Raw genomic sequence first — 19,161 nt, 5'->3', positions numbered from 1 at the left:
CCCGTCGTGCAGGCGCGGCTGCGGTCGGTGCGGAAGAAGGGCGTACCCACCCGCGCCAGGTCCTCCGCGTCGATGCCGATGCCCTGGTCGCGAATCTCCACCTGGACGCCGTCGCCCTCCGTCCGGGCGAGCAGTTGCACGGTGGTGCCGGCCTCCGAATATTTCCCCGCGTTGTCGAGCAGGTTGTCCAGCACGCGCCGCAACAGGACGGGGTCCGCCTCCAGCCCCGGGAGCGCCCCGTCCACCTGGACCTCCAGGCGGTGCTGGGGCCGCGAGGTCCGGAAGCGGGCGGCGGCCTTGTCCAGCAGCGCGTTCGCGTCCACGTGCTCCAGGCGCAGGGGGGGCGCGGCGCCGCTGGCGCCCTCCGTCACCAGCTCCAGGCGTGACGTGGTGAGCACGTCCTGCACCAGGCGCTCCAGCTCCGCCAGGTCCTCGGTGATGTCGGGGAGCAGCTCGCGAGCGGTCTGCGCGTCGCCTTCCGCGGCCAGGTCCAGCGCCACGCGGATGCGGGACAGCGGTGTGCGCAGCTCATGCGACACGTTGGCGAGCAGCTCCTTCTGCGAGCGCAGGAGCTGGGTGATGCGGCCGGCCATCTCGTCGAAGGCCTCCGACACGAGCCCCAGCTCATCGTTGCGGCGCAGGCCCGCGCGCACATCCAGCCGTCCCGCGCCAAAGGCCCGGGCGGCCGAGGCCAGCTTCTTCAGCGGCCCCGCGAGCGTGCGCGCGAAGGCGACGGAGGTGATGGCGGTGCACGCCAGGACCAAGCCCACGATGATGGCCGTCTGGCGGTCGTTGTCGGGAGGCGGAGGCGGAGGCGGCAACGACACGGAGGCGTACACCTGAATGGGCCCCGGAAAGGGGCTCACCACCAGGAGGCCCCTGCCCGGCCCGCTGGGACCGGGAAAGGGCCCGGGCGGCCCCTTTCGGGTGACGCGCGAGGTGACGTGCAGCTCGTCGGCGCTGAGCGCGGGCGCGGGCTCCGGCCGGGTGTTGCCGAGCAACTGGCCATTCACGTCGCGCAGGGTGACGCGCATGCCCATGCGCTGCTGCGCGCGGTCGAGCGAGGCCTGGAGCGCGGCGGGGTTGTCGCGCAGGGCGGTCCACTCGTCGACGAAGTAGGACAGCTCGTCGTCGAAGCGGTTGCGCCAGGACTCGTTGCGCAGGAAGTCCCGCGCGAGCATGAGCGAGAGGGCCACCAGGATGATCTGGATGACGCCCACCAGGTAGATGCGGGCGAGCAGGCCGGTGGGGAGGCGGAAGAAGTGACGGGCCTTCTTCACGGCTCTGCCTCGGTCTCGGTGGCCAGCATGTAGCCGGCACCGCGGACCGTCTTGAGCAGGCGCGGGTTTCTGGGGTCCACCTCCAGCTTCTGGCGCAGGCGGAAGATGTGCACGTCCACGGAGCGGTCGAACACCTCGTCCGCGCTGCCCTTCACCAGGTCGAGCAGTTGCTCACGGCTGAGGACGCGGCCGGCGCGTTCGGCCAGCACGCGCAGCAGGCTGAACTCGTAGGTGGTGAGGGTCAGCGGCTTGCCGTCCAGGGACGCGCTCAGGCTGCGAGGGTCCAGCACCAGCCGGCCCGCATGCACGGGGTGGCTGGTGGGGCCCACCTTGCCCCGGGCGCGGCGCACCTGGGCGCGGATGCGGGCCAGCAGCTCGCGCGACGAGTAGGGCTTGGGCAGGTAGTCGTCCGCGCCGGACTCCAGGCCCAGGACGCGGTCGGCCTCCTCGCCGCGCGCGGTGAGCATGATGATGGGCACGTCGGTGCGGGTGCGCAGCTCGCGGCACACTTCCAGGCCGTCGCGGCCGGGGAGCATCAGGTCCAGCAGGATGACGTCATAGGTGTGGCGGGACGTCTGCGCGAGCGCGTCGGTGCCGGAGGCGGAGACGGTGACGATGATGCCGTGCTCCTGCAGGTAGCGGGCGGTGAGCCGGGCCAGGCGTTCGTCGTCCTCGACGAGCAGCACCTGGATGGTGGCTTCCTCCGAGGTCGTGGGGCGAGGGGTCATCTCCATGCGTCGGTCTCCCGGGATGCGGACCAGAGGCGGAAGTGGGGACCCGGGCTTCTCTCCAAAAGACCGGAGCCCCACCGTCCGCCTCCAGAACGCACACCCAACCTGACACCCCCATATTTCCTGGGGGCTTCCGCTTCATGACCAAATATTACGGATTCATGTCCGGCCGGACATGCAGGGGTCCCCCGGCCCGTCCCGGAGGCGCCATCCCGCGCCCTGGGAGGACGGCCGTCACGGACCGAAATTCACCCCAGGCCGTGCGACAGGCCGAGCGCCCGCCGGTCCACCTTGCCCGCCGGGGTGCGCGGCAGGGCTTGGAGGAGGCGCAGCGTGCGGGGCAGCTTGTAGCGGGCGAGGCGGCCCTCACAGAAGGCCTGGAGCGCCGCGAGGGTAGGAGTGGCGCCGGGCCGGGGGACGACGAGGGCGCGGGGGACTTCCCCCCACTTCGGGTCGGGGACGCCGATGACGGCGACCTCCGCGATATCGGGATGGCCCGCGAGGACGCTCTCCACCTCCGAGGGGTGGATGTTCTCACCGCCGGAGATGATCAGGTCCTTGCGCCGGCCCTCGATGCGGAAGAAGCCCGCCGCGTCACGGGAGGCCAGGTCGCCGGTGTGCAGCCAACCGTGCACGAAGACGCGAGCGGTCTCCTCCGGGTTGCGCCAGTAGCCCGAGCACAGGTGGGGGCCGCGCAGCAGCAGCTCGCCCACGTCCCCGGGGTTCGCCTCACCTTCGATGCGCGCCTCGACATGGAACAGGGGAACGCCGACGAAGCCCGGGTGGGAACGCACGGCGTGCGCAGGCAGGAAGAAGTTGTTGGGTCCCGCTTCGGTGAGGCCGTAGCCGGTGCGGAAGGGGATGTCGCGGGCGAAGAAGCGCTCGAAGACGGGGGCGGGGCAGGGTGCGCCACCGCTGATCAGCAGCTTGAGTCGGGAGAAGTCCACCGCGTCGAAGCGAGGGTGGCGCTGCATCTCGATGAACATGGTGGGCACGCCGAAGACGACGCTGACGGTGCCCGAGTGGATGAGGTCGAAGGTCTGCTCCACGTCGAAGCCCCGGCACACGACGGAAGCGCCGCCCACGTACACGAGGGGCAGCGTGAACACGTTGAGGCCGCCGGTGTGGAACAAGGGCGCGTTGAGCAGGGCCACGTCGTCCTGGGTGAGGCCCCAGCTGACGACGGTGTTCGCGGCGTTCGCGGTGAGCGAGCCATGGGTGAGCACCGCGGACTTCGGCAGGCCGGTGCTGCCTCCGGTGGAGCACAGCACCCACGGAGAATCGGGATCCACATGGATGACGGGCAGAGCACGGGACGAGGACAGGTCGTCGCGTGAGGCGAAGGAGCGTTCACCCGGAAGCGGATCCGCCAGGGGAATCCAATGCCGGATCTGGGGCAGCAAGGAGCGCAGCGCCTCCACCTGTGCGCGGAACTCAGGCCCGAAGAGGACGGCCTGGGGCGCGACATCCGCGAGCAGCCCCCGCAGCTCCGTCACGCCCAGGCGCCAGTTGAGCGGCTGGAGCGCGGCGCCCAGCTTCGCGCAGGTGAACAGCAGGTCCAGCGTCTCCACGCCGTTGTAGGCGAGCACGGAGACCCGGTCCCCGGAAGTCACACCCAGGTCGAGCAGCAGCAGCGCCGTCCGGTGCGCCGCCGCGTTCCACTCGCGCCACGAGATGCGCTGACCACCCCGAAGCGGGTCGATGAGCGCCGTGCGCTCCGGGGCGAGCGATGCCCGCCGGGCCAGCCAGTCATGGACGATGGGCATACGCCAGATGCTAGAGCGAAGCGGGTGGACCTGTTGGATTCAGGATGCGGACGCTGCGTGTTCACGCAACGCTACCGCTCTCCTGGGCCTGCTGGCACGATGGGCGGCCCGGAGCAGTGGTCGTGTCCGTGGAGAGAGCCTGATGCCTTCCGCCGAAAACTCCGGGCAGCCCGCCGTCCACCGACCCGGAAGCCGGGCACCCTTCATCACCCGCGTGGCACTGCGCGACTACCGCAGCATCGAGGTCTGCGATGTCGCTCTGGGTCCGTTGACGTTCCTCGTGGGTCCCAACGGTTCGGGCAAGAGCAACTTCCTGGACGCCCTGCGGCTTATTACGGACGCATTGCGGACATCCCTTGCGCACGCGCTCAGGAACCGAGGAGGGGCCGAGGAGATCGTGCGCCGCTCGCGCAAACCGTTGGGACTTTTTGAAATCCGTCTCGATTTTCAGTTCCCCAATGGGTCCACCGGGCACTTCTCTGTCGGCATCGGAACCAGCGCGGATGGAGACTACGTAGTCCAAGAAGAGGAGTGCGCAATCGGCGAAGCGAGGTACCACGTCCGAGAAGGTGCCCTCGTCGTCAAGCCTGCTCCAGTTGCTCCACCTGCCTCGGAGGACCGCCTTTATCTAGTCAATGCAGCAGGTCTTCCGGAGTTCCGCCCTGTCTTCGACGCGCTGTCGACCATGGGGTTCTACAACCTCAATCCGGACCAACTCCGCGCTCTTCAATCACCTGACAAGGGAGAACTCTTGGCCCGTGACGGCTCCAACCTTCCCAGCATCCTAGAGCGCCTGGAAAAACCGGATGGATACTCCACGAAAAAGCGCATTGAGGAGTATCTGCGTGCCATCGTGCCGAGCCTTCACGCCGTGGGCTACACACGCGTTGGCCACATGGAAACGCTGTCGTTCCTACAGAAGATTGAAGGTGCCGATAGCCGCTACTGGCAATTTCCGGCCATCAACATGTCGGACGGCACGCTGCGCGCGCTCGGCATCCTAGTCGCGCTGTTCCAGACCCGGGTCGAACAGCGAATCCATGTTGTAGGTATCGAGGAACCCGAGGTCGCACTTCATCCTGCCGCAGCAGGTGTCCTCCGTGATGCTCTCCGGGACGCCTCGCAGTACACCCAGGTCATCGTCACCAGCCACAGTCCTGAACTGCTGGATGACTCCAGCATCGAGGCGGACGAGATCCTCTCCGTGGTTTCAGAGCAAGGCCGAAGCATCATCGCCCAGGTCGATGCGGAAACCCGTTCCGCGCTGAAGGACCGGCTCTACACGGTGGGCGAGTTGCTGAAGGCCGACCAATTACCTCCCGACAGGCAGGCGGTCCCCCAAGCGGATCAGCTCAAACTCTGGGAGCACGACGCCTGATGAAGCTGGGACTCATCGTGGAGGGAGCTGGAGAAGTCCTGGCCGCACCTATTCTCGTGAGGCGTCTGGCGAGCTTCCTTGCACCAGAAGTCCGGTTGGACATGCTGAATCCGCCCCACCGTCTATCGCGAGGAAAGCTCGTCAAAGAGGACGAACTGAGCCGCGTCATCGATTTGACAGCCCGGAGGGTTGGCGGCGATGGATGCATCCTCGTCCTGCTGGATGCCGACGAGGACATGCCCTGCGTGCTGGGCCCTCGGCTCCTGGGGTGGGCACGAAAGCATCGGTCGGACCGAGCCATTTCCGTGGTCGTCGCACAGTGTGAATACGAAGCGTGGTTCCTCGCGGCCGCAGAGTCCCTTCGCAACCACCGGGGACTTCCCTCTGACCTGCGGGCACCGCCCCATCCGGAGCGCATCCGCGATGCGAAGGGCTGGCTGCACAAGCGCATGCCCGACGGATACAGCCCAACCATCGACCAAGCCGCCCTGACGAAGATCTTCGACCTCGAAGCCGCAAGGCGTGCGGACTCCTTCGACAAGCTCTTCCGCGACATGGGCGCACTGCTGGGCGTCAGCGTTCCACCCCGGCCCCAGTAGTCACCCTGACACCCCTTCCCCACCGTTCGCACGGTGGGGAAGGAGTCACCTCACATCAATCCCGCGAAACGAAGTGCGCGGAGATCTTGTTCCACACGGCCGGCGTGATGCCCATGCTCAGGTGGTCGTACGCCATGCCCTCCTGCTTCGCGTCCGCGGTCTTCTTCGCCGCGGTCCAGCCCTGGGTGAGCTGGGTCATCGCCGCGATGCTCGCCTCGAACAGCACGCCGTCGCCGCGCGGCGCGGACGTCGTGGACGTCATGCCGTCCGTCTCGTAGGGCGCCGAACCGGCCGCCGTACCGTAGAGCACGTAGAGCGACTTCAGGCGCGTATCCAGGCCGTGCTCCGCCAGACGGGTGATGAACTTGCCGCCCATCTCCATCGCCGTCGCCATGCCCAGGCCGTGCATGATGCGGTACTTGGCGTAGTTGGAGATGTTGTAGCCCTCCGCGTTCTGGTTCGTGTTGTACGCGTGGTACGCGAAGCACGGCGAACCGGCGGGGTCATAAGCGGTGGTGCGGCACACGCGGTGGTCCGTCGCGTCCATGTAGCCCGCGGCGATCCAGGGGTTCAACGGGTTGTAGATGAGCTTCGAATCCAGCCACGGGAAGTAGCGGTTCTCGTTCGGATCCACGTTGTCCCACGCCAGCGCGCTGCGGTCCGGAATCGGGTACGTGCCGCGCAGGTCGTTCGCCGCCTGGAGCTGGCCCGGGAACGCCGTCACGTACTTGCCGCTGTCGTTCACGGAGCCGAACAGGCTCATGTTGTATTCGTCGAAGTTGAACGCGCTCGCGGACAGGCCCTGGGTGGTGTTCAGCGACTGGAGCGTGCTCGCGGACACCGGCGCGCCCGTGCTGCTCAGGCCCGTGATGTTCGACAGGTAGATGCGGCGGAAGAAGTCCGGCCACATGCCGCCGGAGCCCTCGCACACGCTCTCCGCATACGGGTTGTTGTACCAGGGCACGTCCGAGCCCCACGTCACGCACTGGAACGCGGAGAAGTACGTCCACGGCATCGGCCCACGGCCCACCGGCGCGTTCGACGACGTGCTCGCGATGGTCAGCGTGTGGATGGGGTGGCGGAAGTTCAGGTCGATGCCCTTGTGCGGCCCGGACAGCGGCACGTACACGCGCACGGAGTCGTCATACGCCGGCACCTGCGACGCCTGCTCCTTCGCCAGCCGCTCGAAGAGCCGCGTGGTGCTGAAACCGCCCCACGTCGCCGCGTTGGCAATCCAGGGGTCCACCGCCAGCACGCCCTTGCTCCACGCGATGACGTCCACCCGCGCCACGCCCGGGTGCAGCGCCTTGATGCGGCTCACCGCGTTGGCCACGTGGATGGCGTGGTTGTAGTTGTCGCCGTGGAACGAGCCGAACGTCACCGCGTACACGCAGCGGCCCTTCGACTCCAGGTCCTGCACCAGGCCCGTCTTCTGGGCCGCGTTGCCGTACGAACCACCCGAACCGTTGTTGCCGTTGGGGAACATCCAGACGTTCGCGTCCTGGATGGCGCCGTGCACCAACAGCGTCGGCGTCAGGTTCACATTGCAGGTGCGCGCCGCCGTGGCCCGTCCCTTGTGTAGGAGGACGTAACGCGCCGCCGGCTTGGTGGGCCCGACCGCGGGACAGGTGCTCCCCGCCGTCGTGGCACAGCTATTCGCGTAGGCCAGGTTGAAGCCGTCCACCAACTGCTGGTTGAGCGCGCCAAAGAACGTCGCCACCGGGTAGTCGCTGGACTGGTACGTGTCCTGGTAGCGCAGCTTCTGCGTACGCGGGTTGTAGTACTCGCTGCGGAAGCGCTGGCGCCCCTCCAGCAACTCAATCTGCCCCCAGGACCACGAGGCCGGCGTCAGCGTGCCCACCACGTTGTAGCCGTTGGTCGGCGTGGTGACCGCGTCGAAGTAGGGCGCGAGGTCCGCGTCCAGCGGGGCCTCCGCCGTGCCGACGGCCGCCTCCACCGGAGGCGCCTCCGACGCGGGCGGTTCTGCCCCGCAACCTGCCATCAGCAATGCGGCCGTGAGCGACAACGTCCAGGTGCTTCGCATGCGGACCTCCGGGTGGGTGAAGAGGGTGCGGCGACAGCAGACGTGCGACAGGGAAACCCGATGCGCGGACGCGCCAAGGGCCACCGGGGTCGTCCCGGAAGGCCCTCCGCGCCATCAACGCGCGTCAGGAATGGCTAGCGGGCGTGCTCCCGCAGGAAGGGCGTCAGCAGGGCTTCGAACTCCTGCGTCTTCTCCAGGTGCGGGCTGTGGCCCGTGTCCTGGAGGACGACCTCGCGGAAGCGACCACCGTTCTTCGCGTAGCGCTCCATCACGCCGCGCATCTGCGACACCATGGGCTGCGGCGGGTACTTCTCATCCCCGGGCCAGCCGGGCACCGCGCCCAGCTTGCCCAGGAAACCGAAGTCGAACAGTGACGTGTCTGAAACGATGGCGTCGTCCGCGCCGCGGATCCACAGCACGTCCGGCCCGTTCTTCAGGGCCGCGAAGGACGACGTGTTGTAGTAGCGCGGCGCCATGGCGTTGTTCATGCCCGTGGTGCCCGGCGCCACGCCCGGCCAGTTGTCGGACTTGGTGAAGTTGCCCGGGTACAGCTCGTCCGACACGTGCGTGTTCAGCACCGAGTCCAGGAGCATCTCCTCGTCCGGGTGACGGAACGGGGGCTTCACGTAGCAGCCGTTCATCACGTTGCGAGGCGACGTGGGCGTCTCCGTGGAGCGGTCCTTCGACTTCAGCCGCTGCACGAAGTCCGGGTTGGCCGTGCCACCGCCGGAGCCCGCGAAGTCCGCCCAGCACGGCGTGCCGTCCGTGTCCTTCGTGCCGCCGAAGCCATAGGGCGACAGGGGCGCTTCCACCACGACGCCCGCCACGCGCTCCGGGTGGTCCAGGGACAACTGCATCACCATGCCCGCGCCGGCCGAGTGCGCCACGAACACCGCGCGCTTGAGCGACAGCGCGTCCATCAGCGCCACCAGGTCGTCGCTGAAGTCGCGCATGCCGCGCGTCGCGTCGATGGTCTTGGGCTCCGTCTCCCCGTAGCCGCGCATGTCCGGCGCGATGCCCCGGAAGCCCTCGGGCAGCGTCTTCATCAGCGATTCGAAGAACGCGGAAGAGGAACAGTTGCCGTGCACGAAGATGACGGGAAATCCCTCCTCACCCACGAGCCTCGCGCGCACCGCGAGCCGTGCCGTGGGGATGTCCCGCTTCTCGACCTTCCTGGAACTGTCAGCCATGTGCGCCGCTCCTGGTTGAAATGCTTGAAGAGAGGATACCGCCCGTCACGAAGCGTCGCGCGCGTCCGCCGCGATGGCCTGCTCGCGCAACTCTCGCTTGAGGATCTTCCCGGCGGGCGACACCGGCAGGGCCTTCACCAGCTCCACGCGCTTGGGCACCTTGAAGCGCGCCAGCCGCCCCTTCAGGTGCTCCAGCAGCGCCTCCGCCGTGGCCTGCGCGTCCGCCTTGAGCACCACGAACGCGCGGCCCGCCTCGCCCCACTTCGCGTCCGGCACGCCCACCACCGCGCATTGCTGCACCGCGGCGTGCTCGTAGAGCACCGACTCCAGCTCCAGCGGGTACACGTTCTCCCCACCGGAGATGAACATGTCCTTCTTGCGCCCAACGATGGTGAAGAAGCCTTCGGCATCCACGCGCGCCAGGTCCCCGGTGTGGAACCAGCCGCCCGCGTCGATGGCCTCTTGCGTCGCGGCGTCGTCCTCGAAGTAGCCCGAGCACATGGACGGGCCCTTGAGCACCAGCTCGCCCACCCCGCCCACGGGCACGTCCTGGCCCGCGTCATCCACCAGCTTCGCGTCGATGAAGTAGTTGGGCCGGCCGATGGAGCCCGCCTTCGACACCGCGAACTCCGGCCCCATGCTGAAGATGCCGGGCCCGAACTCCGTCATGCCGAAACCCTGCTTGAAGGGCACCGGGTGCACCGCCTGCCACGCCTGGAGCAGCGTCACCGGCAGGGGCGCCCCACCGCTGGTGACAAAGCGCACGGAGGAGAAGTCCGTGCCGCGCCAGCGCGGCGAATCCATCAACTGCTGGTACTGCGTGGGCACCGCGAAGAAGAGCGTCACCTTCTCCTTCGCGACGAGGCCCAGCATCTCCTCCGCGTCCCACCGCCGCATCAGCACCACGGTGCCGCCCACGGTGAGCAGCGGCAGCGTGTACACGAGCAGTCCGCCGGTGTGGAACAGCGGCGTGTGCGTCACCGTCACGTCGCCCTGCCGGATTTCATGCACCAGCGTGTTGAGCGTGTTCCACGCCACCATCCGGTAGGACACCTTCGCGCCCTTGGACTTCCCGGTGGTGCCGCCCGTGAAGATGAGACAGAGGATGTCCTCTTCGCTCACCGCTTCGTTCGTGACCGGGGCCGCGGTCACGTACTCCAGCACCTTCGCGTAGGCGTCCGCACCCGGAAGACCCTGCGCATCCAGCGCCACGAGGCGAAGGCCGTCGCCCACGTGCTCACGCACCCGAGCCGCCGCGTCGCGGAAGTCATCCCCGAACAGCAGCACGCGCGGACGGACGGAGCGCACACCCTCGGTCAGCTCCGCCGCGTGCAGCCGCCAGTTGTAGGGCACGAAGATGGCGCCCAGCTTCCCGCACGCGAAGAGCAGATCCAGGTGCTCCACGCCGTTGAGCGCGACGATGCCCACGCGGTCGCCGCGCTGCACGCCGGCCACGTCCCGCAGCCAGCCCGCGAGCGCCGTGGCGCGCGCGTTCATCCGCCGGTAGGTGAAGCGGCCCGCGTCCCCGCGGGCCACGTCCACCACGGCCACCGCTTCCGGCCAGTAGAGGGCGCCCCGCCCCATCCAATCCCCGATGAACATGCGCGTACCTCCTGGCTGTGTCTTCGAGGGTGGAACTACGCCGTCCAGCGGTAGAGCGCGGACGCCATCGCGAGGCCGCCGCCGCTGGCGCAGAAGGCCACGAGGTCGCCCTTCTTCACCTTGCCCTGCTGGACCGCGTCGTCGAGCGTCATGGGGATGCAGGCGGAGCCCGTGTAGCCCCACTTGTCCATCGTGTAGTGCGCCTTGGCCATGGGCTGGTTGAGCGCCTTCATGGTGGCTTCGATGGTGCGCAGGTTGAGCTGCGTGAAGACGAACAGCTTCACGTCATCCAGCGTCTGGTCCGCGCGCTTGAGCAGCGTGTCCAGCAGGATGGGCCAGCGCTCGGTGTTGAACGTGGAGGGGAACTTGCGCACGAACTGCACCGCGGGCTTGCCGTCGGTGAGCTTCAGCGTCTCCGCCGTGGCGGGCCGGTTCGTGCCGCCCGTGTAGATGCCCAGCGCGTCGTGGTACTCGCCGTTCGCCAGCAGCTTCGCGCCCAGGAAGCCCGGCTTGTCGGACGCGCCCAGCACCACCGCGCCCGCGCCGTCCGCGAACAGCGTGCAGGTCTTCTTGTCCTTCCAGTTCACGTAACGGGTCATCCCGTAGGCGCCCACCACCAGGATGCGCTGGTAGCTGTCGTCCGCCGAAATCGTCTTCGACGCCACGTCCAGCGCCGTCACCCAGCCCGCGCACGCCGCGTTGATGTCGTACGTGCCCGCGTTGACGGCGCCCAGCTTCGCCTGCACCACCGACGACGTGCCGGGGCTCAGGTAGTCCGGCGTGTCGCTGGCCACCAGCACCAGGTCCAGGTCCTTCGGATCCACCTTCGCGCGGGCCAGGGCCTCCTTCGCGGCGGCCACAGCCAGGTCGCTGGTCGCCTGATCATCCGCCATCACGTGGCGCTGCTTGATGCCCACGTTCGTCTGGAGCCACTCGTCCACCTTCTCGCCGAGGATGGCCTCCACGTCGGCGTTGGTGAGCAGCTTCTCGGGGACGTAGCGGCCGGTGGACAGGATGTTCGCGTAACGCATGGCGGTGTTTCAGCTCCGGGAGCCGCGCGCCGGACGGCGGGGCTTTGGGGAAGGAGACGAAGGAGACTTCGAAGAGGACTTCGTGACGGCCTTGGGGGCCTTGGGCGGCGGGACGGTCTTGAGGACGGGAGCGCCGGAGGGCAGGCCGTGGGTCAGGAGCGTCATCGCCGTGTCGAGCACGCGCTCCAGGCCCATGTCCTCCTCCCAGAGCACCCAGCGCATGCCCAGGAAGTCGCCAATGCCCATCAGGCAGTAGGCGAGCGCCTCCGGATCCATGCGGCGCAGCTCGCCTGCGTCCATCGCCTGCGTGAGGCCGCGCACGTAGCCCTTGGCGAAGCGGTCGTAGTAGCGGCGGTAGCAGTCCGCATCCACGAACTCCGCCTGCCGCACCACGCGGTAGAGGTTGGGGTGCTGGCGCACGAACTGGAAGAAGGCGCGCAGGCCCTCACGCTCCACCTCCAGGCGCGTGGTGCACGCGGCGGTGGACTCCGCGATGAGGCGACGCAGGCGCGCGCCCAGCTCGTCCACCACCTCCACGAAGATGGACTGCTTGTCCGGGAAGTACACGTAGAAGGTGCCCAGCGCGACGCTGGCCTTGCGCGTGAGGTCCGCGATGGACGCACGCTCGTAGCCCTTGTCGCCGAACACCGCCTCCGCCGCCTTCAACAGCTTCTGCCGCGTCCGCTGGCCACGCGGCGTCACCGGGACTCGTTCTGAAGTTGAAGGGCGATTCATCTTTCAGGACGGGTAGCACCCGCCCGACAACCTTGTCAAAAGCCGTTGGTTGGCTCCTTGCGTCAAAGACAGACATGAACGCGGAGCGTCACGCCCTCGCGGTCCGGGGCCCGGAGGGGCGGGCGGGCAGGCGCCGGAACAGGACGTGGGAGGTCGTGAATCCGACCCTTTGCGCCGCCCTACAAGTTTGCACACCAACGGACTTGCAATCCTGAGCGGGGGCATATAACTTCACCGTCACTCACCCAAGCGACCTATAAAAATAAGGTCGGATGCCCCATGGACGCCCTGGATTATCGCATCTTGGACATGCTTCAGCGCGATGGCCGGGCCACGCAGTTGGAGCTGTCACGGGGGGTGAAGTTGTCCCAACCCGCGGTGGCCGAGCGCATCCGCAAGCTGGAGGAGCGCGGGGTCATCACCGGCTACACGGCGCGGGTGGACGCGACGCAGTTGGGCAAGGACATCACCGCCTTCATCGGGGTGAGCATCGAGCACCCCAAGCACTTCGAGGGCTTCGCCAAGAAGGTGGCGGAGCTGCCGGACGTGCTGGAGGCACACCGGGTCGCGGGCCAGGACTCGTACGTGCTGAAGGTGAAAACGGACAACACCCGGACGCTGGACGTGCTGCTGGTGGAGACGCTGCGCACCATCCCGGGCGTCACCCGCACGAGCACCACCATCGTCCTGTCGACCTTGAAGGAGGACACGCACGTGCGTGTCCCCGAAGCGAAGTTGAACGGAGAATGAACATGAGCGCGGACGCAATGAGTGCACCCCTGCCCCCTCCTCCGGCCTACCGGCTGTCGCAGCGCATGTCCCGGATGAAGACGTCCGCGGTGCGGGAGATCCTCAAGATCGCCGAGCGCCCCGACATCCTCTCCTTCGCTGGCGGCCTGCCCGCCCCGGAGCTCTTCCCGCTGGAGGCCATCGCCCGGGCGTTCGAGGAGACGTTCGAAACCGAAGGCCGCGCGGCGCTCCAGTACAGCACCACGGAGGGCTTCGCCCCGTTGCGCGAGTGGATCTGCTCGCACCTGGCCCGCAAGGGTCACCACACCCACGCCGACCAGGTGCTCATCACCAGCGGCTCGCAGCAGGGCCTGGACCTCGTGGGCAAGGTGCTGCTGGACCCGGGCGACCTCGTGGTGGTGGAGGACCCCAGCTACCTGGCGGCGCTCCAGACCTTCGGCGGCTACGAGGTGGACTTCGCCACCGTGCGCAGCGACGACGCGGGCATGGACACGGATGACCTGGCCGCGCTGGTGAAGAAGCGCCAGCCGAAGCTGCTCTACGTCATCCCCAACTTCCAGAACCCCAAGGGCACCACCCTGTCGCTGGAGCGCCGCAAGGCGCTGGTGCGGCTGGCGCAGGAGCACCGCTTCCTCATCCTGGAGGACGACCCGTACGGCGAGCTGCGCTTCCGCGGGGAGCACCTGCCGTCGCTCGCGTCGCTGGACGACCAGGGCGTGGTGCTGTCGCTGTCCACCTTCTCCAAGACGCTGGCCCCCGGCCTGCGCCTGGGCTGGGTGACGGGGCCGCGCGCGCTGCTCAAGGCGCTCACCATCGCCAAGCAGGCGACCGACCTGCACACCGCCACGCTCGCCCAGCGCGCCACCGCCCGCCTGCTGTCCACCTTCGACTACGTGGGCCACATCGCCGCGCTGATGCCCGTCTACGCCGAGCGCGCCAACGCGATGCTCGCCGCGCTGGAGCAGCACATGCCCCAGGGCACGAAGTGGACCCGGCCCGACGGCGGCATGTTCCTCTGGGTGGAATTGCCCGGCGGTCTGGACGCGGCCACGCTGCTGCCCCGCGCCGTCGAACAGAAGGTCGCCTTCGTCCCCGGCGCGCCCTTCTTCGCCACCGTGCAGCAGCCCCAGTTCATGCGCCTGAACTACTCCAACCGTCCGCCCGACCTCATCACCGAGGGCATGCGCCGGCTGGGCTCCGTCATCTCCGACGCGCTCTAGGAACCCGGCCCGCGCGCGCCCCGAAAGCCCAACGCACCGCGTTGATGGCCGGGGCGCCCGGGGGGCCTGGAAAAAGTTGAAGGGCGATTCAGGTTTCATCCTCCTCGGCGCTGGAAAGCGCCGAGGCGGTGTGCGTACCCTGCGCGCGTTTTCGACGGGTGGAACCGGGAAGGGAGCAGCCCCCTTCCCGCCGCCCTTGCGACGCTCAAGGAGAGGCACATGGAGCTGAAGGACCTGAAGATCATCGTGACGGGTGGCGCGCAGGGCATGGGCGCGCACTTCGCCCAGCGCATCCAGGCAGCGGGCGGCCAGGTGGCCGTGGGCGACGTCAACGAGGAGCGGCTCGCGGAGCTGCCCAAGGGCATCCACCGCCGCAAGCTGGACGTGTCCAACGAGCAGGACGTCATCGACTTCGTGTCGTGGGCGCACGGTGAGATGGGCGGCCTCAACGGCCTCATCAACAACGCGGGCATCCTGCGCGACGCGCTGCTCGTGAAGAAGGACCGCACCACCGGTCAGGTGAAGAAGCTGTCCACCGCGGACTGGAACGCCGTCATCGGCGTCAACCTCACCGGCGCCACGCTGATGGTGCGCGAGGTGGTGACGAAGATGGTGGAGACGGACCAGCGCCCCGGCGTCATCGTCAACATGTCGTCCATCGCCCGGCACGGCAACCGCGGCCAGTCCAACTACGTGTCCGCCAAGGCCGCGCTCGCCGCGAACACCGTCACCTGGTCGCGTGAATTCGCCCCGTTCGGCATCCGCGTGGGCGCCATCGCCCCGGGCATGATTGAAACGCCGATGACGCAGGGCATGAACCAGAAGGCCCGCGACGCGCTGGTGGCCTCCATCCCGGTGGCCCGCATCGGCCTGCCGGAGGACATCTGGGTGGCGGTGAAGTTCGTCATCGAGTGCGACTACTTCAACGGCCGCACCATCGACGTGGACGGCGGCCTCAACTTCTAGGCCCGTCCCGCCCCGCTCCGGAAGCTCAGGCCGTCTTGCGCTTCCGGGGCGCGGCCCGCGCGGACTTCGCGTCCGCGCCCTTCTTCGCGTCCCGGCCCGCCGGCTTCACTTCCGGCTTCGGCGTCGGCTTCACGTCCGCCCACTGCTCCGCCCACTGGCCCAGCTCGTGGAAGACCTTCCAGAACGCCTGCCCCTTCTGCGTCAGCCGGTACTCGGAGCGGATGGGCGGCCCCGGGTCCACGTGGCGCTCGATGACGCCCTCGGCCTCCAGCTCCTTGAGCCGCTCCGACAGGACGCGCTCGCTGATGCCGCCAATGCGCTCCGTCAGCTCCCCGAAGCGGCACGGCCCGTCCAGCAGGATGCGCAGGATGATGCCCGTCCACCGGCGCCCCAGGAGCTCGGCCGCCGTCAGGAACCGCTCGCACAGCGGGCGTAGGTCGTCATGCATCGTCGCGCCTCCTGCCTGAGTATAGCGCCCGCCCTTCCCTTCCCGCAGGAACACCCGCGCGGCACAAGCTTACTTTTAGGAAGTTACTTGCAAATTAAAAGCGACACCGCTACCCATGGGCCATGACGGGCGCGGATCGCGTCCGCCTCCGCGAAGGGGACACACCGATGACAGCGACGAACACCGCCCTGGACGCAGGCGCCCTGGCCCAGCTCTTCACCGAAGCCCGCACGCACAACGGCTGGTTGGACAGGCCGGTGACGGACGACACCCTGCGCCGCATCTACGAGCTGGCGAAGATGGCGCCCACCGCGGCCAACACCCAGCCGGTGCGCCTGGTGTTCGTGAGGAGCCGCGAGGCCAAGGAGCGGCTCAAGCCCCTGCTGTCCGCGGGCAACGTGGACAAGACGATGCAGGCGCCCGTGACGGTCATCGTGGCGCACGACACCGCGTTCCACGAACAGATGCCCAAGCTGTTCCCCGCGCGCGACATGAAGGGCTACTTCGCGGGGCTGCCCCCGGAAGTGCGCGAGCAGGCAGCCTTCCAGAGCGGCACGCTGCAGGGCGCGTACGTCATCCTCGCCGCCAGGGCGCTAGGGCTCGACTGCGGCCCCATGGGCGGCTTCGACAAGGCGAAGACGGACGAGGCCTTCCTCCAGGGCACCGGCTGGAAGTCGAACTTCCTCATCAACCTGGGCTACGGCGACCCGACGAAGCTCTACCCGCGCAACCCGCGCCTGGCTTTCGAGGACGCCTGCCGCCTGGACTGAACCGTCCAATCACAGACGGAAGAATCCAACCGGAGTGCAGTGGCTTTCGGCCGCCTCAATCCTGAGTTTCTAGGTTAATCAGGAAGAAGCAGCCCCGTCGTCGGTTCCACCGGGATGAACACGGCGCGGGGCTTCCTTCCCAGGCGAAACGAAGCGCTCCCCCAATGCGAGCAGCTTCTTTCGCAGGGCGGTTTAAACCGCCGGAGGGCCGCCTTCCGTTACATAGGGAAGCGGGGCCCGCGGTCTGACGGAAGCACGCTGTCCGCGCCCATGGAGGACGCGGGGCTTGTGACTGGAGGCTTGCGGCAGGGACTTTCTAGTACAGCCGTTCGAGCGGCATCATCGTGCCCGCCTCGAACTCCGGTGCGCGGCGCAGTTGGTCCAGCACGCGGGGCGCACAGCGCACGTGCAGCATGGGCAGGGAACCGCCCGGCTCGCTCATGGCGCGCACGGCCCCCGTGAGCTTGTTGGCCTCCAGCCAGTGCATGAAGCTCTCGCGGAAGCGGGCGTTCTCCGCCAGGCCGGCCTGGAAGACCTCCGCGCGCGAACGCACGGGTGCCCGCGCGGCGGCCGCACGTCCCCGGGGGGACGCGGCTTCGCGAGGCATCACCGTCACGTCGATGTCGCCGCTCTGCTGCGGAACGTCCCGCTCCGGAGCGGGGCCGTAGTTGGAGCCCGGCATCATGCGCACGGAGCCCCCGCTGCCCGGCAACGGACGCACGGCGGCGACGGAGGACATCCGGGTCGACATGTCACCAGGCTCGCCCGGCACGCCATTCTTCCTGCCCATGGCCAACATCCTCTCCCGGGTCCGGTGCTCACCTGGCACCGGCCCCGGACAACTACCGCGTCACCTGAAAACAGCCAGGCCCTTCCCCGTCCGGTGATTCGCCGAGCGGGGAAGCTTGATGGCATTGGCCAGAATCAAATCCCTCACGTCCAACGCCGTCAAGTCAGGGGCACGGCAACGATACAGTGCAGCGATACCCGCGACATAAGGCGCCGCCATGCTCGTGCCACTCATTCGTTCATAGAACGCCTGATTGTTGCAGCGGCGTTCAGTAGACGAATACACGTTCACCCCGTAGCCCATGACGTCGGGCACGACGCGCCGTCCCACGGCGCCGCTGGCCGAGAAAGTGGCCACGGTGCGCTCGAAGTCGACTGCCCCCACAGCCAGTGCTTCAGGAAAGGCCGCTGGGTAACCAACCGTGTTCGGCCCACTGTTACCCGCCGCGACAACTGGCAGCACGTTGCTGTCCAGCAGTCGACGCAACATGGTTTGCAGGGCGCGCTGATTCAGCAGGTAGTCCGCTTCGGAGATTCCGGGCGGCGGCTGCAGCGGGAAGCCCAGCGACAGGTTGACGACGGCGGGACGTGAGGCGTTCTCCGGCGCGCTGAACTGGTGGAGCAGCCACTCCATGCCGGCGGCCACGCGGCCCAGGCTGGTGCGGATGGTCTCCGATTCGATGACGGACGCGGCGTACAGGTCCACCTCCGGCGCGACGCCGTGGTGCACGCCCGCGGCGATGCCGCACACGTGGGTGCCGTGGCCGTCCGGATCGAAGCCGCGCACGTCGCGCGCCGGGTTGTGGGGCGAGTTGGGGAAGAGCGACACGTAGCGGAACTGGATGGTCTTGCTCGCGTGCTCCGGGTGGTCCGCGTCCACGCCGGTGTCCAGGATGCCCAGCATCACGCCGGCCCCCCGGATGCCCTGGGCGTGCGCCAGGGGAACGCCGGATTCGTCGGGCCATTCACGCTGCGCGAGCGAGCTCATGCCGCGGTTGCGCGGTCCCGTCTGTCCAGCCGACACCGGGCCGGGGAAGGACAGGGGCACCACGTCCGGGATGAACTCGAAGTCCTCTGCCAGCTCCCCGCGGGCCGCGTTCTCTGCGTCCACGGAGTAGAAGTGCGCCATGGTGGCGCCGATGAGGGGCATGTAGCGGTAGCTGCCCGCTTCGGAGCCGGTCTGCTCCGTCACGGCCGCGCCCGGCATGGGCACGGTGCTGGAGTCGGCGCCGCGCGTGGGCGCGCTCTTCTTGCCTCCGCGCCCGCGGCGCTTCGGTTCCTGGCCGCTGATGGCCGGCTTCATGCCGGGCAGGGTGGCTGAACGCAGACCGAGCGCTGTCAGTGCGTCCGGTGCCTTCTGCGCGCCGCTGAAGCGCAACGCGGTGCTGCGAACGAGGACGCGCTCGCCCTGTGCCGTGCCACGTACACCCGGCCGGGCCTGCGTCTCGATGGACTCCTTGGGTACCAAGAGAAAAGACTTCATGGGTGGTGTGCTCCTTGGACTACCAATCCGGCCCGGGGCCCCGAAGGAGGAGAGCACCCGCGTAAGGACCGCGCCCACCTGGGAACCCTGACACGCCCCTTCGGGTCCCGTGGGGTTGGCTCCGGGCTGCGCCCGTGAGCCCTGTCATCGTCTGCCCTCCCCTCTCCCCCGTTCGCGGGGTCAACCGGGGGATTTGACCGCGTCCCCCTGACAAAAGTTCACGCGATTTCCTCAATAGACACCTCTTGTCTGGTGTCTCGGTCCTCACTCGGCTTCCTCGAACGTCCGGAAAGGCAACGGATTCCCTCCGCGGGACGAGAGGAGTGCCCGCGGGCGCACAGCCCCTCTGTCGGACAGTGGACGGGGGGAAGGGGCAGGC

17 protein-coding genes are annotated in these 19,161 nt (G+C 68.3%); 6 read left to right on the top strand and 11 right to left on the bottom strand.

Going from position 1 to position 19,161, the window contains the following annotated elements; all coding sequences use genetic code 11:
* The 3 genes from D7V88_RS24450 to D7V88_RS24440 all read right to left on the bottom strand — a co-directional run.
* Positions 1-1,280: sensor histidine kinase (locus D7V88_RS24450; protein ID WP_147448849.1), on the bottom strand; the 1,280-nt coding region annotated here is incomplete at its 3' end.
* Positions 1,277-2,014 (bottom strand): response regulator transcription factor, encoded by a 738-nt coding sequence (locus tag D7V88_RS24445; protein ID WP_120543062.1) that lies wholly within the window; start codon positions 2,012-2,014, stop codon positions 1,277-1,279. The genes D7V88_RS24450 and D7V88_RS24445, both read right to left, overlap by 4 nt.
* Positions 2,015-2,259: 245 nt before the next feature.
* Complete coding sequence (locus tag D7V88_RS24440; protein WP_120543061.1) at positions 2,260-3,777, bottom strand: acyl-CoA synthetase; 1,518 nt, start codon at positions 3,775-3,777, stop codon at positions 2,260-2,262.
* A gap of 142 nt (positions 3,778-3,919) precedes the next feature.
* Here D7V88_RS24440 and D7V88_RS24435 point away from each other — a divergent pair, with 142 nt between their 5' ends.
* Positions 3,920-5,155, top strand: a complete 1,236-nt coding sequence (locus D7V88_RS24435; protein WP_120543060.1) for an AAA family ATPase — start codon at positions 3,920-3,922, stop codon at positions 5,153-5,155.
* On the top strand, positions 5,155-5,754 hold the full coding sequence (locus tag D7V88_RS24430; protein WP_120543059.1) for a DUF4276 family protein: 600 nt from the start codon (positions 5,155-5,157) through the stop codon (positions 5,752-5,754). Before D7V88_RS24435 ends, D7V88_RS24430 begins: the two co-directional genes overlap by 1 nt.
* A 55-nt stretch (positions 5,755-5,809) precedes the next feature.
* On the opposite strand, the gene D7V88_RS24425 is transcribed toward D7V88_RS24430, so the two are convergent.
* From D7V88_RS24425 to D7V88_RS24405, 5 genes are all read right to left on the bottom strand, one after another.
* Positions 5,810-7,798, bottom strand: a complete 1,989-nt coding sequence (locus D7V88_RS24425; protein ID WP_120543058.1) for an esterase/lipase family protein — start codon at positions 7,796-7,798, stop codon at positions 5,810-5,812.
* Positions 7,799-7,932: 134 nt separating this feature from the next.
* Positions 7,933-8,988: an alpha/beta hydrolase gene (locus D7V88_RS24420; RefSeq protein WP_120543057.1), complete on the bottom strand. Its 1,056-nt coding sequence runs from the start codon at positions 8,986-8,988 to the stop codon at positions 7,933-7,935.
* Positions 8,989-9,033: 45 nt separating this feature from the next.
* Positions 9,034-10,590, bottom strand: a complete 1,557-nt coding sequence (locus D7V88_RS24415) for an AMP-binding protein (protein WP_120543056.1) — start codon at positions 10,588-10,590, stop codon at positions 9,034-9,036.
* A 35-nt stretch (positions 10,591-10,625) separates the two neighbouring features.
* Positions 10,626-11,621 carry a 3-oxoacyl-ACP synthase III family protein gene (locus tag D7V88_RS24410; RefSeq protein ID WP_120543055.1) on the bottom strand — a complete coding sequence of 332 codons (996 nt, stop codon included), beginning with the start codon at positions 11,619-11,621 and terminating at the stop codon, positions 10,626-10,628.
* Positions 11,622-11,630: 9 nt separating this feature from the next.
* Positions 11,631-12,356: a TetR/AcrR family transcriptional regulator gene (locus tag D7V88_RS24405; protein ID WP_120543054.1), complete on the bottom strand. Its 726-nt coding sequence runs from the start codon at positions 12,354-12,356 to the stop codon at positions 11,631-11,633.
* Between the two features lie 279 nt (positions 12,357-12,635).
* Here D7V88_RS24405 and D7V88_RS24400 point away from each other — a divergent pair, with 279 nt between their 5' ends.
* From D7V88_RS24400 to D7V88_RS24390, 3 genes are all read left to right on the top strand, one after another.
* Positions 12,636-13,106 (top strand): Lrp/AsnC family transcriptional regulator, encoded by a 471-nt coding sequence (locus tag D7V88_RS24400; protein ID WP_120533741.1) that lies wholly within the window; start codon positions 12,636-12,638, stop codon positions 13,104-13,106.
* 2 nt (positions 13,107-13,108) lie between these two features.
* On the top strand, positions 13,109-14,326 hold the full coding sequence (locus D7V88_RS24395) for an aminotransferase-like domain-containing protein (RefSeq protein ID WP_120543053.1): 1,218 nt from the start codon (positions 13,109-13,111) through the stop codon (positions 14,324-14,326).
* Between the two features lie 219 nt (positions 14,327-14,545).
* Positions 14,546-15,292 (top strand): SDR family oxidoreductase, encoded by a 747-nt coding sequence (locus D7V88_RS24390; protein WP_120543052.1) that lies wholly within the window; start codon positions 14,546-14,548, stop codon positions 15,290-15,292.
* Positions 15,293-15,317: 25 nt separating this feature from the next.
* Here the strand turns inward: D7V88_RS24390 and D7V88_RS24385 are convergent, their stop codons facing one another.
* Positions 15,318-15,740: a winged helix-turn-helix transcriptional regulator gene (locus D7V88_RS24385; protein ID WP_120543051.1), complete on the bottom strand. Its 423-nt coding sequence runs from the start codon at positions 15,738-15,740 to the stop codon at positions 15,318-15,320.
* Positions 15,741-15,907: 167 nt separating this feature from the next.
* On the opposite strand from D7V88_RS24385, the gene D7V88_RS24380 reads away from it, so the two are divergent.
* Positions 15,908-16,510, top strand: a complete 603-nt coding sequence (locus D7V88_RS24380) for a malonic semialdehyde reductase (RefSeq protein ID WP_120543050.1) — start codon at positions 15,908-15,910, stop codon at positions 16,508-16,510.
* A gap of 316 nt (positions 16,511-16,826) precedes the next feature.
* On the opposite strand, the gene popD is transcribed toward D7V88_RS24380, so the two are convergent.
* The gene (gene popD, locus D7V88_RS24375) at positions 16,827-17,300 is read right to left on the bottom strand and encodes a PopC secretion inhibitor PopD (protein WP_120543049.1); all 474 of its coding nucleotides are present in this window, start codon (positions 17,298-17,300) and stop codon (positions 16,827-16,829) included.
* A gap of 60 nt (positions 17,301-17,360) precedes the next feature.
* Positions 17,361-18,782: a subtilisin-like protease PopC gene (popC, locus tag D7V88_RS24370; protein WP_120543048.1), complete on the bottom strand. Its 1,422-nt coding sequence runs from the start codon at positions 18,780-18,782 to the stop codon at positions 17,361-17,363.
* Positions 18,783-19,161 lie beyond the last annotated feature (379 nt).

The organism is Corallococcus terminator (genome assembly GCF_003611635.1).
Classification (GTDB): Bacteria; Myxococcota; Myxococcia; order Myxococcales; family Myxococcaceae; genus Corallococcus; species Corallococcus terminator.
Note: the sequence above shows the minus strand (reverse complement) of the source record. Positions and strands in the feature narration are given on the sequence as shown.

Coding starts and splice junctions, on each gene's coding strand:
- D7V88_RS24385 (WP_120543051.1), bottom strand. CDS start 15,740: ATGCATGACGACCTACGCCCGCTGTGCGAGCGGTTCCTGACGGCGGCC.
- D7V88_RS24415 (WP_120543056.1), bottom strand. CDS start 10,590: ATGTTCATCGGGGATTGGATGGGGCGGGGCGCCCTCTACTGGCCGGAA.
- D7V88_RS24380 (WP_120543050.1), top strand. CDS start 15,908: ATGACAGCGACGAACACCGCCCTGGACGCAGGCGCCCTGGCCCAGCTC.
- D7V88_RS24410 (WP_120543055.1), bottom strand. CDS start 11,621: ATGCGTTACGCGAACATCCTGTCCACCGGCCGCTACGTCCCCGAGAAG.
- D7V88_RS24395 (WP_120543053.1), top strand. CDS start 13,109: ATGAGCGCGGACGCAATGAGTGCACCCCTGCCCCCTCCTCCGGCCTAC.
- D7V88_RS24435 (WP_120543060.1), top strand. CDS start 3,920: ATGCCTTCCGCCGAAAACTCCGGGCAGCCCGCCGTCCACCGACCCGGA.
- D7V88_RS24440 (WP_120543061.1), bottom strand. CDS start 3,777: ATGCCCATCGTCCATGACTGGCTGGCCCGGCGGGCATCGCTCGCCCCG.
- D7V88_RS24400 (WP_120533741.1), top strand. CDS start 12,636: ATGGACGCCCTGGATTATCGCATCTTGGACATGCTTCAGCGCGATGGC.
- popD (WP_120543049.1), bottom strand. CDS start 17,300: ATGGGCAGGAAGAATGGCGTGCCGGGCGAGCCTGGTGACATGTCGACC.
- D7V88_RS24430 (WP_120543059.1), top strand. CDS start 5,155: ATGAAGCTGGGACTCATCGTGGAGGGAGCTGGAGAAGTCCTGGCCGCA.
- D7V88_RS24390 (WP_120543052.1), top strand. CDS start 14,546: ATGGAGCTGAAGGACCTGAAGATCATCGTGACGGGTGGCGCGCAGGGC.
- D7V88_RS24405 (WP_120543054.1), bottom strand. CDS start 12,356: ATGAATCGCCCTTCAACTTCAGAACGAGTCCCGGTGACGCCGCGTGGC.
- D7V88_RS24425 (WP_120543058.1), bottom strand. CDS start 7,798: ATGCGAAGCACCTGGACGTTGTCGCTCACGGCCGCATTGCTGATGGCA.
- popC (WP_120543048.1), bottom strand. CDS start 18,782: ATGAAGTCTTTTCTCTTGGTACCCAAGGAGTCCATCGAGACGCAGGCC.
- D7V88_RS24420 (WP_120543057.1), bottom strand. CDS start 8,988: ATGGCTGACAGTTCCAGGAAGGTCGAGAAGCGGGACATCCCCACGGCA.
- D7V88_RS24445 (WP_120543062.1), bottom strand. CDS start 2,014: ATGGAGATGACCCCTCGCCCCACGACCTCGGAGGAAGCCACCATCCAG.